Source organism: Halobacteriovorax marinus SJ, assembly GCF_000210915.2.
GTDB lineage: Bacteria > Bdellovibrionota > Bacteriovoracia > Bacteriovoracales > Bacteriovoracaceae > Halobacteriovorax > Halobacteriovorax marinus.
The window spans coordinates 817856-830916 of record NC_016620.1 but is presented as its reverse complement, the minus strand read 5'-3'; the positions used below and the strand labels follow the sequence as shown (position 1 = coordinate 830916).

The window sequence follows — 13061 nt, the reverse complement described above, 5'->3', positions numbered from 1 at the left end:
CGCTAAGATAAGTTTGTGAAAAAAGAAAAAACAAAAATTCCCGTCTACTTTCATACTAAGCAAATGGAATTTCACCCTAAGTATGAATGGGCCCTCGGCAATAGGATTAAACACCCGGAGAGCACTAAGCGCGCGGAATCCATCTTTAAGGCCATCAAGTCTCACAAGGAACTCTTTGATCTTAAAGAGCCAGAGAGAATTCCCCTCGCTAGCATTAGGGCCAACCACAGCTACGAGTTAGTCACTCTCTATAATTCGGCAGCATCTCTGCCAGACGGACAGGCCTTCTACCCCAGTGTCTTTCCAGACAAGAAGAAGTCCAGGCCCGACCCGACTAATATTAAGCACGCAGGTTTCTACTGCTTTGACAGTGGAACACCTCTAGATAGTAAGACTTGGCTTGCGGCCAGTTGGAGTGCGGCGAGTGCCTACGCTGCTGGAGAAGAAATTTATAAAGGAAGATCTTCTGTCGCCTACGCCATCTCTAGGCCTCCTGGACATCATGCCAGTAAAGATAGTTACGGCGGTTACTGCTATTTTAATAACGCTGCCATCGTGGCCAAGCTACTAAAGAAAAAAGGGCGCGTGGTTATACTAGACATTGATTTTCATCACGGTAATGGAACCCAAGAGGTTTTTTACAAAGATGATAAGGTACTCACAATTTCTATTCACGGAGACCCAAGGGATTACTTCCCATTTTTTTGGGGATTCTCTTCAGAGATTGGTGCCGGCAAAGGAGAGGGCTATAACTTAAATGTTATTCTCCCTCCTAAAACGAAATTCCCTGCATATAAGAAAGCACTTCTTGAGACAGTCTTTCCAACAATTAAAAGGTTTGAGCCCGACTACCTTATTCTAAGCGCAGGCTTTGACACCTATAAACTTGATCCTGTTGGAGATTTCCTACTTGAGACAAGTGACTTTGAGAAAATTGGAAAGTTAATCTCTTCCCTAGATCTTCCAACCGTTGTTCTCCAAGAAGGTGGCTACTTCACTAAAGACCTTGGTAAGAATGCTGTTAGTCTATTGCGTGGTTTTGTCTAAAGTTTAGTCACTTCAAATGAAAAGAATTCAATTCCCTTAAATGCTGAGATCATTTTAGCTATGATGAGCTAAATCAAAAATAAAGAGGAAATATATGAAGAAGATTTTACTAATGACCCTAATTCTTAGTCCATTAAGTGCATTTGCAAATATTAATGTTGATGAATGTGTCGTTAAGTATGATGACTACACTTACCAGAAAAGACTCATCAAAAGAGAGTCAAATGCTATAGATAGAATGGAAGTTAAACTTGAAAATGAAAAAAAGTCCCTCAAAGATTATGAGAGAAGACTTTCACAAGCGAATAGACTTTGCCTTAGTGGCGAAGGAGATCTTGATGATTGCATATCGATAAACACCCTTGAAAATCAAGTAGAAGCTGCAAAGAAAGTTGTTTATGAGATGGGTTTTATAGTTCTAGATCGAAGCCTCGCTCTAGGTGATATGAAATCAAAATTAATCTATACAGAAATGTCGATGGATGGCTTCTGCAAGCCTAATAGCAATGTTGAAAGAGAAAGTGTAAATAAGCAGTGCCAATATCTAGGAGTTGCTGATTCGTACTACTGTCGTGACGTACAATCTGAAAAGTATTAATAAAATAGCCCTCATAAAGAGGGCCTGATTTTTATTAGTTATTTAAACATTGATAGATAGCTTTCTTAAATTCCTTATTTCCCCAAATAGAAGTGGCTGCATTTGTTCTACCTCTTCCTTGTCCAGACTGACATCCACCATGAGTGTGAACCCCCACAACTTCGTGTGTTGAAGAGTTAATTAGAGGAGCCCCTGCCCCACCATGACTAACATCTACATTGTGATATATAATTTCAGGAATTAGAAAAATACCTGCCTTAACAAGTACACCGTTAGCAGATGACTGAGAATAATTTAATGAATAGCCATTTGGATTCGCACCAACTTCACCACTGATAACGTCATAACGGTCAGGATTAGTATTGGCGTATTGAAGAATATAAATTTTATCATTCTTTCTTGGCTTTTTAGAAATGACAGGAAAGTAACCTTGTACTTCACCTGGAAGCTTACCTGTGAGTGCATTTCTCTTTAACTTAGCAACTGCCCAAAACTTTCCAATTCCAGAATTATCATATGAGAAGCTTGAAGGATCAACTTCGTAAGTGTCCTCTGCTTTTGCAAGTGCTGGAACACCATCTTCAGATGATGGAATATTAAATTCAACAACTCGATCTAACTTTGCACAAACAGACGATGTAATAATACAACTCTTCCCTACTAGTGTGGCAGTACAACCAGAGTTTGACTTTAGTCCAGAAAGTCTTCCAACTCTTGGATCGCTTGAAGAAACTCTATTATCATCAAAACTACAAATTTCTGCATTTACGCTGAAAATACTAAAAAATCCTATTAACAAAATTATCATAATTCTCCCTACTAATCCTTATAGAAATATTTGATTAAATTCTGACTCTAATTATTCAAAATGTAAACTTGTAGGACACTAGAGGTTTGACTAGATTTTAGAAGCGAGAGTGAAAACTCTTGGTGGAATTTTTGAAAGAGATATTGGAGAGGAAAGCTTCCACTCAGCAATAAGAGAGATAACTTTCTTTAAGCAGAGCGCTCTAATTGAGTGGATTGTTTCATCATCTTCTGCACACTGAGTAAAGAACTTTAAAGCACTTGGTCTTAGGACTGGCCTTACTTGAGCACTTTGATGAACCTCTCCGATAACAACTCCAGCTCTTTTTACTAGATCAGGAGTATGGTGAACATCTTCATTAGAGAGATTTTGAACTTCAGAAAATGTTGGTAACTCTTGTAGCTTAAGAGAAAATTCGTCCACTGTACTCTCATCTTTTCTAGAGACCCTAGAATCTTGTAAGAGTCTACTTTGTACAACCTTAGACAATTCAGTCTTCTTTTCACTAATGAGCAATTGCTCATCTTGCCCCACTAGAAAGTTGAACAAGTAGGCAAAGCTTAGAATGAGAATGGCAGTAGAAACTCTTTTCATCACTAACGCTTGAGAGAGTTTTCTATTAGTCTCGACGACTCTTCAACAGTGAGCTCAGAGAAGTCCCCTTCTGGAGATGAATCTCTTGAAGTGGGTTGAGGATTACTTCTTAGCTCTTCAAGTTGATCGGCACACTCTTGATACTTAGCACTCCATCTCTCGAGCTCTTGCTGTGATGTTTGCGCTGTCGAAGGACTTGTTTCTAAAAGCATTGTATAAACGTCGATAACTTTCTTATACGACTCCATTTCCTCTAGAAGTTCTTGCTCAGTTTTTAAGTGAGAGAGAACAACGACTCTATCAAAAGAATCTGCTATTTTTGCCTCTAAAGCAGAGCGATCTTCTAAAGAACATGACTTGCAGTCTTCTAATAATTTCTTAGTGGCAACAGCATCAATTGTATAAGATCCGTTTGCATATGGTTCGCAAGCTGAGAAACCATAGAGACTATGCCCAATTGGACAACGATGATGGTAGAAACCAATATGATTTCCATTTCCATCACTGTGACGAGCTTCATGGAAGAGAGTACCAAGTCTCTTAATTGTATTTGCCTCTGAATTTATATTGTCATTGATCATTATTCTATCAGCGAAAAGGCCTTGACCAATTTGCAGAATTCCAACCCTTGGAGTTGTGGCATAAACTTTTTTGCGCTGAAGCTTGATTCCCTTTAAGATCTTCTTCTTTTTACCATCTAGATATAGTCCTGCTCCAATATTACTCATAATAACAGAACCACCATAGGCATCGTGGCTATCAAAAGCATCTTCAGGAAGAGGTGTAGAAGGAAATTGAAAATCTCTTCTGGTCACATAATTTCTGCCACGAATCTGATACTCTTCACCGATAATATATTTCACTCGGTTGTAGATCCAATTATAAAGTGTCGGTCCATCAATAGATTCAAGTTCTAATAACGTTTGAAAACTCTCGTCATCAGCAACCTTCTCTTTCCTATAGAGATAAGTTAAATCTCCCTTTAGGGCATGAAGTTGAAAATTTGGAATTGAAGAGTCGAGAAAGATCCCGCCAAAGCTCTCTGCGGCAAGTAAATGAACAGGTGCCACTAGGCACATCGCTAGAATTATAAATTTCATAAAAAACCTCTAAGTACTTATATATAGAGGCGTAGAAATAGTCTCATGAACGTGTAAAACTTATATTAGACAAGAGGCATTTAGACTGAACTAAAAACTGTGGGCGGGATGACTTCCGAGAATAAAGATAAATTGCAACATGGCCCTAGTGTCCTTATTCGTTGTTAGCCCCTCTTCCCTATCAAATTCGTGGGCCATACTTGTTCGTATCTTTAGAAATTCACTTGAAGTATAGGTATGCTGTAAAGAAGCGCCCAAACTTATATTATTGGACTTCTTATTTGTTATTGCATTTCTCTTAGAGAGATCTTTATAGGCATCTAGTCTTGCTCCCAAACTATGAGAGAGAGAAACACCATATTCATTAAAGAGATACCATCCGAGATACTCCTTTCGCTCTCCACTTTGATCCTTCTCATTCTTATACCAAAGCTCACTTTGAATTAGAAACTCTGTGAGCCTTCCTCTTCTCCATTTCGCTGTCGTATCAATTCCAATTAACTTATTTGCATTATCATTGGCATCGACTCTCCCTAAATAAGTGAGTCCAATTTCAACACCATTCGCTCCATCTAACTCAATGAAGTTTGATAAGCGAGCGTAGTGAGTTGGAGTCTTTGGCTTTTTTCCCTCAGTATGAGAGTGTCCCCACTTATGTCCACTAGTGAAACCAAAAGTGAAATTATAGACGCTCTCAAACGGAAGAAGATAATCAACTTCGACACCAGAGTCGAGAACTCCTTCTTCTCCAAAGAAAGTTCTAAAGAATTTTGGCGCTCTAGTGAAAACCCAATCATGCTGATGAAAGCGATTCAGTCGACCAATAGCCAAGAAGTACTGCCCTACTCTAATATTTGTCCTCGGAAAGAGTGAGAAACTTGAGAGGTAGAGTTCATGTAGCTCTACAACTGTTTCACCATGTTCATCGTGGGCAGCCGCCGTAAGTACTCCACTAAAATTATTATCTACGGGTGCAAAGACAGAGAGTTCAACTCCTCGCATGACAAGCCTATCCCCTGCCTCACTCTCTTGATTTAAACCGTGCTCATAAATAAAGTCACCCGCGGCTGAAATTTCTACGTCAGAAAATTTCAGTGCGAGAGAATTTAAAGAATAAATTGTAAAAAGAAATGTAATTAAGACTTTTATATTTCTAGACATCTGAAATAGCATCCAGTGGACCTTCTAATAATTTAATTAATGATCTATCGCCTTCAAATCCCCAGAAAGTTCCACTTGCTTTTCCTACGCCAAGCCAAACATCAAATGCAAAATCTTCTGTGTTATAAAGACAACCACCGTCAAAGCTACAATCTTCACGGTCCCCTCTTGGACCATTGAAATCCCATACCAACATATGAGCGTCTGTGTGATCATTGTGAATATCAATGGCAACATCAACCTCTAAAGAGTCAGAGAAAGACTGAAGTTCAACAGTATCTTCTAAACCATTTAAAGACATCGTAAGTAAGACAGATCCTGCTTCTCTTTTAAAAGAGTACTTCACACCTGTGTTCAATGATCTTGAACTAAAGAAGTAGAAACTTATTTTTTCAGATTCAGGAAGCTCAAATTTTAAACGAAAGTAATGACCTGCATTTCCACCATTTTTTGCCGTACCACTTAGAAGATACTTATTCTCTCCAGCAGACACAGAGCTTAAACCACCAATTAAATCAGAGGTCTTATCTAAAATATTTGCACCTGTACTCTCCCCAGTTAACTCACCACAAGACACTGATAATAAGAGAACAAATATATATGGAAATAGCTTCATTATATTCTTCAATTTGAGCTCCTAGCTTAATTAGAACTGTGGTTCACCTTCACCAGTTTTACTGTAGTGACAGCTAAATTCTGTGTCGTGACCATGAGTATGACAAAGAACATAGATAACCTGATCTTTACCAGCTAGTGTGTAATTGAATTTTGTCCAAACATCTTGCCCGTGATCGTGATCATCAGAAAGCTTGTGTGCGTGACCATGATCGTGATCATCTGTATGAGTCCATACCTTAAGCGCACTTACTGCTCCAAAGTCTGCACCTCTTCTAGTAAGAGTCTTAGTAAGCTTTGCAACTGCACTTTCGTGAGCACTTAAAATATTTGAGAAAGTCTTTTCTCCAGACTTTGATACGCTTTGGTTCTTATGATCATGTCCCTCTTCGTGACAGGCCATAGTTGATCCATGGTAGTGACAACCATAAGTTAGGTGAAGGTGATCTTCGCTTAAAAATGAAACTTCAATTTCGTGATCTTCAACAATAGATTGAAAGGCATAAATTGAATTTACATCAACTTCTACAGACGCTTCCTCTAGAGAAGAGTTCAAAGCCTTGGCCAAGTCTAGCCCGCTTACTTGTGAAGCCGAAGCCCCGAAAGATAATAATGATAAAATAAATGCACTTAGAAATGTAACTTTCATATTTCCTCCATAATAGATCAATTGAAAAAAGAAATATCACAGCAAAACATAAAATGCAACTTAGTTGCATTTATTTCATACGTGCCCTGTTGGACAAATTCATGAGCTTAGATCTGTATTGATCTCACAATTTCTAACGAAAGGTTTTTAGACATTAGATTAGACTCAAAGAAGTAGTAGCTATAAACATCGTCGTAGCCCTCTTCTTTCAAGAGAGATAGCTCTTCTCCAATTCCCTCTAGCTCCTCCCGCAAGTCTTCAGCTTTATATTCCTTGTCTTGGACTTCATTTTTGATAGACTTTATCAGGACGAAGTACATTTGGGAGGCGTACTCAAAGTACCCAGATCTCAGATAATTTTTTAAAGATTTTCTTTGGTTAGATATATATTTTCTTAATTCATTCATAACTTCTCCATAAAAAGTTTGACCTATCAAACTTTTGTAATAAAATACAAACATATTGTAAATACATTAATGGAGGATGCGGTGAACTATAGAATTGAAAGAGACACAATGGGTGAAATACAAGTCGAGTCAGACAAATACTGGGGGGCCCAAACTCAGAGGTCCTTAGAGAATTTTAAAATTGGCGAAGATAGATTTAATAGAGAATTCATCAGAGCATTTGGAATATTAAAGAAAGCATCTGCTCTAGCAAATTTTGAATTAGATAAATTATCGGAGACAAAAAGAGACCTTATCGCAAAAGCTTGTGACGAAATTATTGAAGGAAAATTAGATCATCAATTTCCTCTTGTCGTTTGGCAAACAGGCTCAGGAACGCAAAGTAATATGAACTTCAATGAGGTCATCGCCAATAGGGCCATTGAGCTATCTGGAGGAGTCATTGGAGAAGATAAAACAATTCATCCCAATGATGATGTAAATAAATCTCAATCTTCAAATGATACCTTCCCTACGGCAATGCATATTGCAGCTGTTGAACAAATTGAGAAAACTCTTCTTCCGAGTTTATCTAAAATCATTGAGACATTTCAAAATAAAATTACTGAGTTTGATGGTATTGTTAAAATTGGAAGAACACATCTTATGGATGCAACTCCCCTAACGCTTTCTCAGGAATTCTCAGGTTACTTAACTCAACTTAAAAACGCAAAGAAGTGGATAGAGTTATCTCTCGAGTACTTAAGAGAGCTTGCTCTAGGTGGTACAGCTGTCGGCACAGGATTAAATACCCATCCACAATACGCAGAGCTTGTTGCAAAGAAAATTACAGAAATTTCAGGTCACAGTTTTATGAGTGCAGAGAATAAGTTTGAATCACTCGCTGCTCACGATGCAATTGTAGGTACGTCAGGTGCCTTAAAAAGATTGGCCTGCTCAGTTCTTAAGATTGTGAATGATATCAGATTTCTAGCGAGTGGCCCTAGGTGTGGACTTGGTGAGCTTAACTTACCTGCAAATGAACCTGGTTCTTCAATAATGCCTGGAAAAGTTAATCCAACTCAATGTGAGGCCCTCTCTATGGTCTGCGTTCAGGTCATGGGAAATGATGCTGCCATCTCTTTTGCAGGTTCTCAAGGAAACTTCGAGTTAAATGTCTACAAACCTCTAATGATACACAACCTCTTACACTCTATTAGACTCCTTGCTGACGGGTTAAACTCTTTCAATACGAATTGTGCAGTAGGAATCACTGCAAATAGAGAGAATATAGACAAGCATTTAAATAGCTCTCTTATGTTAGTGACAGCTCTAAACCAACACATTGGCTATGATAACGCAGCAAAGGTTGCGAAGAATGCGTTTGAGAAAGGACTTACTCTCAAAGAGTCTATTGTTGAACTAAATCTTATGAAAGAGGAAGAGTTCGACAAGCTAGTTGTCCCAAAGGATATGACACATCCATAAGTAAAAATGAATTATGCCTATTGAAGGATTTAATTCTCTTCAATAGGCATGTTTTTTATCTTCTCGCTAGATCAACAAATTCTTTTCTTAGGTCTGCAAGAGTTAAGGCTTGATTAGGAAAGTTTAAATAATTGAAGTCTCCTCTTCCCGATGAGAGGTGAAAACCATGTTGATCAAAGTCTACAAGTTTCAATTTTTCTTCGTCACCACTATAATCAATCTTAGCGTCACTAAGGTATTTTGAAAAAACGTTTTGATGATCGTTATTCATATGCTCTATCACAGAGTTTTCTTCTCCGGCCCACTCTGGAAGACCTTCACTTAAAAGTGCTCCATCAAAAGTATAGATCTTTCCAAATGTTTGTACATAATGTGCTTTTACAGGAGTTATCGTATAGAAGTTAAAATTATGTGCTTCAAAGTAACTCTTTGCCTCTGGGAAGAATCTCAAGTATCTCTTGCTCACAAGGCTATACTTATCACTCTCTTTTTCAACTTTATGAGCATCCCCTACGATACAAATTCTTGAAGATGCCTGCTTATTCTTTGCATGATTAGTAAAAACACTAAACGAAACTTTATTACTTTCTTTAATATTTTTAGTATGCATAGCTATATCACTGATAAGTACAATAACCTCTCCCTCTAAAGAAAGGACGAATGGGCACATGGCTCCAAATGGATATGTATCTTCATCAATTTTCATAACTGTAGAAAGAACTCCGGCGTCTATACTTCTTATAAAGTTCTTCGCATCCGTAATCACTTGTTCATTCACTTCTAATTTCATCTTTCCTCCTAATATAAAATCACTTTTTTATTTTCAACCTTAGATATCATTACTTCTAAATTAAAAAACTTCTTCAAATTACTTACTGTAAATGCCTCATCAGGATCTGCGTTAATACAAATCTTTCCCTGTGAAAGAATCAAAACTCTATCACAATAGTGAGAGACTTGGTTTAAGTCATGTAAAACGACAATAATGCTGAGATTATACTTTGCCACCAAACTTTTGAGAATTCTCATCATCTTTTGCTGAACCTCTAGATCCATCGCAGACATTGGCTCGTCCAAAAATAGAAAGGCACTCTTCTCACTCGAAAACGGATATAGTTGAAAAACTGTCTTTGCCAAAATAACTCTTTGAAACTCTCCCCCTGAAAGAGAAGAGATCTCACGATCAATAAATTTCTCTAGGTCAAATTCTTCAATAATTAAATCTAAGTAAGTGAAGTCATCTGATTTTAGAGAAGACTTTGATCTCTTTGCTAAGAGAATAAACTCATAGACAGTCATACTAAATTGTAAGTTACTTTTTTGAGACAAGAGGGCCCTTATTCTTCCAAGCTCCTCTAAGCTCATCTCTTCAATGAGAGTGTCATTATAAGAAATCTCTTTGTGCTGTCCTTTTGATATACCTGCAAGAAGATCCACTAGTGTAGACTTCCCCTCTCCGTTCTTGCCGACGATAGCAACAAACTCACCCGCTTTTATAGATAGACTAACATTATCTATAATTTTTCTCTTTCCTCGATGGAAATTTAGATCAACGACCCTAAGCATTTGAGCCTCTTTTAATTCTTTGAAGAAGAAAGATAAAGTATGGCGCTCCAATTAAACTCGTGGTTACACCAATTGGAAGTTCCGCGGGAAGAACAATTGTTTTTGAAAAAAGATCTGCCAAGACCAAGAAGCTCCCTCCCATTAGAAATGAAAGAAGCATTACAACACTTGCTTTTACTCCAAAAAGTCCCCTGACAATATGTGGAACAACCAGACCAACAAATCCAATCATACCAGTTAACGCAACTGAAGCTCCTGAGATAAGAGCTGAGATGATGAGAACTCTTCTTTTTAATTTTTCAACATCTACACCAAGACATATTGCCTGCTTCTCTCCCGCCATATAGCAGTGAATATCCTCTCTCAGATGATAGAGAAAGAAGACTCCAACTATAATTATAATTAAAATAGGAATGACACCATTCCAAGTGACACCAGCAAGAGAGCCCATTGTCCAAAATGTGATAGAGCGAATCTCAGTATCATCGGCCATGTATATAATAAGGCCTGTTACCGCTCCGGCCAATGAATTCATCGCAATTCCGGCCAATAACATTGTTCGTACATCAACTCTTCCTTGATGAAGAGAGAGTTTATAAACAATGCTCACCAAAAATAGCCCGCCAGCAAAAGCAAGCAGAGGCAAAGTATATACTCCAAGTTGAGTAAAGAGGTAATCAAGTGCAGGTATTACAGGTGCAATTACAATCCCAATAACTACTGCAACCATGCTTCCAGCTGAGATACCAATCAGTCCCGAATCAGCTAGAGGATTTGAGAAGATGATTTGTAGAACCGCTCCAACAATTGCTAAAGCTCCTCCAATAAAAAATCCAGCGATCACTCTTGGAATTCTAATATTTGAAAGAATTTCAAACTCCATACTCTCAACTGAGAATAAGTCTAAGAAGTGAATTTCTATAGGACCCCAAAACGTTGCAGTTATCATTAAAGCTATAGAAATAAAAATAAAAAGGCTTGTTATAAAGCCTTCTCTTCTTTGTTGAAGAGAGTAAATCTCGTATGAAAGACTGTTGTGAGGACCTTTTTTCATTTACTCAGAGATTTATTTAAAGACATTATTAATGGAAGAGTCTCTGGCACAAAGCCAAGAAAAGGCAACGTGTCTGTCTCAATTAACTGTTTGTTCTTTCCTGCCGTAGTATGCTTTAACCCTGGAATATTCCAAATATTCTTAAGTCCTCTCACTCCAGACTTTAGCATAATGATATAATCAGGATTGGCCTTAACCAAACTTTCTAAAGAGATTGGTTTAAAACCATCGAACTCATTAAAGGCATTACTAATTCCTATTAAGTTCATCATTTCGTTAGCAGGAGTTTTCTTTCCGGCCATAAATATATGGTTTGCTCCACGCGCATAGATAAAAACAGCTGACTTACTTTTAATTTTATTTAATTTAGAAATCTTAGTAAGATTACTTTCAACTTCGCTCTTAAGCTTTCTTACTCTGTCTTCATCAATATCTAAAATCGATGAAACGGAATCAATTTTCTCTAGAATATTTTTAACAGAATCACTTTCCCTAACTTCATAAGACTTGATTCCCGCTGCATTTAATTGCCCTACCAATTTCTCATTTTTATTTTTAGAGCCATATAGAAAAAGGTCTGGCTTCATGGAAATAATAACCTCAGCATTCATTTGCGAAGGCATTCCCAAGTCTTTTAAATGCGCTATCTCTTCCACAACGACAGAAGTTCTATCTCTAGCAATTATATTAGCTGCCTCACCAAGTTGACTCACAACTTCTGCGACTGCCGCACCAGAGACAATAATTCTCTTCTCTGCCGAGAATGTATTCATGCTAAGAAAAAGAAAGAAGTGCAGTGCAATTAAGTGAAGCTTCATAGAGAGTCCCTTATGAATTAAGTAAAGATTCACTTAAAACTCTAGGAGACATTGTTTGACAAGTCAAACAAAAGTAGGTTAACACGTCCCGTGTCTATCCAAACTCATAAAACTAAAATGATTACAGTGGGTTACAAGTAAAATAATGGTTTAGTGCTTCATTCCAGAGAGGTTAAGTCCTACAACTCCTAGAATTATCAAAAGGATGCTGGCCACTTTCATTATATTAATGGACTCCTTAAAGAAGAGTACTCCTACAATTGAAATTAAAGCAGTCCCTAGTCCGGCCCAGACAGCGTAGGCCATTCCCATATCAATTTTCTTCAGTGCAAGAGTTAATGTCGATAAGGATAAGATGTAGAAGACAAACATTAGAATAGAAGGAAAGAGCTTAGTAAAGCCATTCGAAAATTTCATTGAAGTCGTTCCCGCAACTTCAAGAATTATTGCAAGAGCTAAATATAACCAAGACATGCTACCTCCTAGAGTAAGCCAATTACAAAACAAATGTTTTCATAAAGAAGTTCATTGTGATCTTCTTTACATGTTCGCGGTCAATGCTCTCTTTACTCTTTAGTCCCATGAGAACCGGCCAATAGATTTGGCCTTTTAGAATTGAGTGGAACTGCGAGGCAATGATTTCGCTATCAATATCACTTCGTATCTTCTTATCTTGTTGTGCCTTTTGAATCCACTGTAGGAAATTGCTTTCAGACTTTGTCATTCGCTCCATTTGCTCAACAGACATTTGTCTTCCCTTAAACATTTCACCAATAGCAATACGCGATATTTTTATAAAAGATTCAGTAAGGAGTAATTCAATCTTCTTAGAAATAAGTTTTTCAATCTGAACTTCTACAGACTCATTACTGCTATAAAGTTCAAGACTCATGTCTTCAAAGCGATTAAAGATCTCATCCACAAGAGCGTCGTAGAGTTCTTCCTTACTTGGAAAGTACTTATAAAGAGTTCTCTTTGAGACTTCAGCTTGCTCAGCGATATTATGCATGGAAGCTGCATCCATCCCCTTTAAGAGAAATTCCTCTATGGCCGCACCAATGATTTGATCTGTTTTCACCTTCTTTCTATCCATATAACCTACTGAAACTAAATGACTTTCGTATCAAAGTACACACATATGTTTACTTTTAACTTGATCCAGATCTCAAATAGACAT

16 protein-coding genes are annotated in these 13061 nt (G+C 37.6%); 3 read left to right on the top strand and 13 right to left on the bottom strand.

The window, feature by feature from the left end; translation table 11 throughout:
* Positions 1 to 15 precede the first annotated feature (15 nt).
* Both BMS_RS04035 and BMS_RS04030 read left to right on the top strand, forming a co-directional pair.
* Complete coding sequence (locus BMS_RS04035) at positions 16 to 1047, top strand: histone deacetylase family protein (protein ID WP_014243513.1); 1032 nt, start codon at positions 16 to 18, stop codon at positions 1045 to 1047.
* 94 nt (positions 1048 to 1141) lie between these two features.
* Positions 1142 to 1645, top strand: coding sequence for a hypothetical protein (locus BMS_RS04030; RefSeq protein WP_014243512.1), 504 nt, complete (start codon positions 1142 to 1144; stop codon positions 1643 to 1645).
* Positions 1646 to 1679: 34 nt separating this feature from the next.
* Here the strand turns inward: BMS_RS04030 and BMS_RS04025 are convergent, their stop codons facing one another.
* From BMS_RS04025 to BMS_RS03995, 7 genes are all read right to left on the bottom strand, one after another.
* Positions 1680 to 2453, bottom strand: a complete 774-nt coding sequence (locus tag BMS_RS04025) for a trypsin-like serine peptidase (protein WP_014243511.1) — start codon at positions 2451 to 2453, stop codon at positions 1680 to 1682.
* A 90-nt stretch (positions 2454 to 2543) separates the two neighbouring features.
* Positions 2544 to 3047 carry a hypothetical protein gene (locus BMS_RS04020; RefSeq protein WP_014243510.1) on the bottom strand — a complete coding sequence of 168 codons (504 nt, stop codon included), beginning with the start codon at positions 3045 to 3047 and terminating at the stop codon, positions 2544 to 2546.
* A gap of 2 nt (positions 3048 to 3049) precedes the next feature.
* Positions 3050 to 4147: a hypothetical protein gene (locus BMS_RS04015; protein ID WP_014243509.1), complete on the bottom strand. Its 1098-nt coding sequence runs from the start codon at positions 4145 to 4147 to the stop codon at positions 3050 to 3052.
* A 90-nt stretch (positions 4148 to 4237) separates the two neighbouring features.
* Positions 4238 to 5308, bottom strand: coding sequence for a hypothetical protein (locus tag BMS_RS04010; protein ID WP_157868239.1), 1071 nt, complete (start codon positions 5306 to 5308; stop codon positions 4238 to 4240).
* Complete coding sequence (locus BMS_RS04005) at positions 5301 to 5936, bottom strand: hypothetical protein (protein ID WP_044557271.1); 636 nt, start codon at positions 5934 to 5936, stop codon at positions 5301 to 5303. The genes BMS_RS04010 and BMS_RS04005 overlap by 8 nt, the downstream gene beginning before the upstream one ends.
* 18 nt (positions 5937 to 5954) lie before the next feature.
* Positions 5955 to 6572 (bottom strand): hypothetical protein, encoded by a 618-nt coding sequence (locus tag BMS_RS04000; RefSeq protein ID WP_014243506.1) that lies wholly within the window; start codon positions 6570 to 6572, stop codon positions 5955 to 5957.
* A gap of 107 nt (positions 6573 to 6679) precedes the next feature.
* Entirely contained in the window at positions 6680 to 6979 is a 300-nt protein-coding gene (locus tag BMS_RS03995; RefSeq protein WP_044557270.1) for a hypothetical protein, read from the bottom strand.
* 81 nt (positions 6980 to 7060) lie between these two features.
* On the opposite strand from BMS_RS03995, the gene fumC reads away from it, so the two are divergent.
* On the top strand, positions 7061 to 8446 hold the full coding sequence (gene fumC, locus BMS_RS03990) for a class II fumarate hydratase (protein WP_157868238.1): 1386 nt from the start codon (positions 7061 to 7063) through the stop codon (positions 8444 to 8446).
* Positions 8447 to 8501: 55 nt separating this feature from the next.
* Here the strand turns inward: fumC and BMS_RS03985 are convergent, their stop codons facing one another.
* From BMS_RS03985 to BMS_RS03960, 6 genes are all read right to left on the bottom strand, one after another.
* Positions 8502 to 9236, bottom strand: a complete 735-nt coding sequence (locus BMS_RS03985) for a HugZ family pyridoxamine 5'-phosphate oxidase (RefSeq protein ID WP_014243503.1) — start codon at positions 9234 to 9236, stop codon at positions 8502 to 8504.
* Positions 9237 to 9244: 8 nt separating this feature from the next.
* The gene (locus BMS_RS03980) at positions 9245 to 10012 is read right to left on the bottom strand and encodes an ATP-binding cassette domain-containing protein (RefSeq protein WP_014243502.1); all 768 of its coding nucleotides are present in this window, start codon (positions 10010 to 10012) and stop codon (positions 9245 to 9247) included.
* Complete coding sequence (locus BMS_RS03975) at positions 10005 to 10961, bottom strand: FecCD family ABC transporter permease (protein ID WP_044557861.1); 957 nt, start codon at positions 10959 to 10961, stop codon at positions 10005 to 10007. Before BMS_RS03975 ends, BMS_RS03980 begins: the two co-directional genes overlap by 8 nt.
* A 101-nt stretch (positions 10962 to 11062) precedes the next feature.
* A complete protein-coding gene (locus BMS_RS03970; protein WP_014243500.1) occupies positions 11063 to 11917 on the bottom strand; it encodes a heme/hemin ABC transporter substrate-binding protein in 855 nt (284 codons plus the stop codon).
* 117 nt (positions 11918 to 12034) lie between these two features.
* Positions 12035 to 12358 carry a DMT family transporter gene (locus tag BMS_RS03965; protein WP_044557269.1) on the bottom strand — a complete coding sequence of 108 codons (324 nt, stop codon included), beginning with the start codon at positions 12356 to 12358 and terminating at the stop codon, positions 12035 to 12037.
* A gap of 22 nt (positions 12359 to 12380) precedes the next feature.
* On the bottom strand, positions 12381 to 12977 hold the full coding sequence (locus BMS_RS03960; protein ID WP_014243498.1) for a TetR/AcrR family transcriptional regulator: 597 nt from the start codon (positions 12975 to 12977) through the stop codon (positions 12381 to 12383).
* Positions 12978 to 13061 lie beyond the last annotated feature (84 nt).

Excerpts from the sequence above, each read along its gene's own strand:
- BMS_RS04010 (WP_157868239.1), bottom strand. The coding sequence starts at position 5,308 with ATGTCTAGAAATATAAAAGTCTTAATTACATTTCTTTTTACAATTTAT.
- BMS_RS03975 (WP_044557861.1), bottom strand. The coding sequence starts at position 10,961 with ATGATAACTGCAACGTTTTGGGGTCCTATAGAAATTCACTTCTTAGAC.
- BMS_RS03960 (WP_014243498.1), bottom strand. The coding sequence starts at position 12,977 with ATGGATAGAAAGAAGGTGAAAACAGATCAAATCATTGGTGCGGCCATA.
- BMS_RS03980 (WP_014243502.1), bottom strand. The coding sequence starts at position 10,012 with ATGCTTAGGGTCGTTGATCTAAATTTCCATCGAGGAAAGAGAAAAATT.
- BMS_RS04020 (WP_014243510.1), bottom strand. The coding sequence starts at position 3,047 with ATGAAAAGAGTTTCTACTGCCATTCTCATTCTAAGCTTTGCCTACTTG.
- BMS_RS03985 (WP_014243503.1), bottom strand. The coding sequence starts at position 9,236 with ATGAAATTAGAAGTGAATGAACAAGTGATTACGGATGCGAAGAACTTT.
- BMS_RS04000 (WP_014243506.1), bottom strand. The coding sequence starts at position 6,572 with ATGAAAGTTACATTTCTAAGTGCATTTATTTTATCATTATTATCTTTC.
- BMS_RS04025 (WP_014243511.1), bottom strand. The coding sequence starts at position 2,453 with ATGATAATTTTGTTAATAGGATTTTTTAGTATTTTCAGCGTAAATGCA.
- BMS_RS04015 (WP_014243509.1), bottom strand. The coding sequence starts at position 4,147 with ATGAAATTTATAATTCTAGCGATGTGCCTAGTGGCACCTGTTCATTTA.
- BMS_RS03965 (WP_044557269.1), bottom strand. The coding sequence starts at position 12,358 with ATGTCTTGGTTATATTTAGCTCTTGCAATAATTCTTGAAGTTGCGGGA.
- BMS_RS03995 (WP_044557270.1), bottom strand. The coding sequence starts at position 6,979 with ATGAATGAATTAAGAAAATATATATCTAACCAAAGAAAATCTTTAAAA.
- BMS_RS04030 (WP_014243512.1), top strand. The coding sequence starts at position 1,142 with ATGAAGAAGATTTTACTAATGACCCTAATTCTTAGTCCATTAAGTGCA.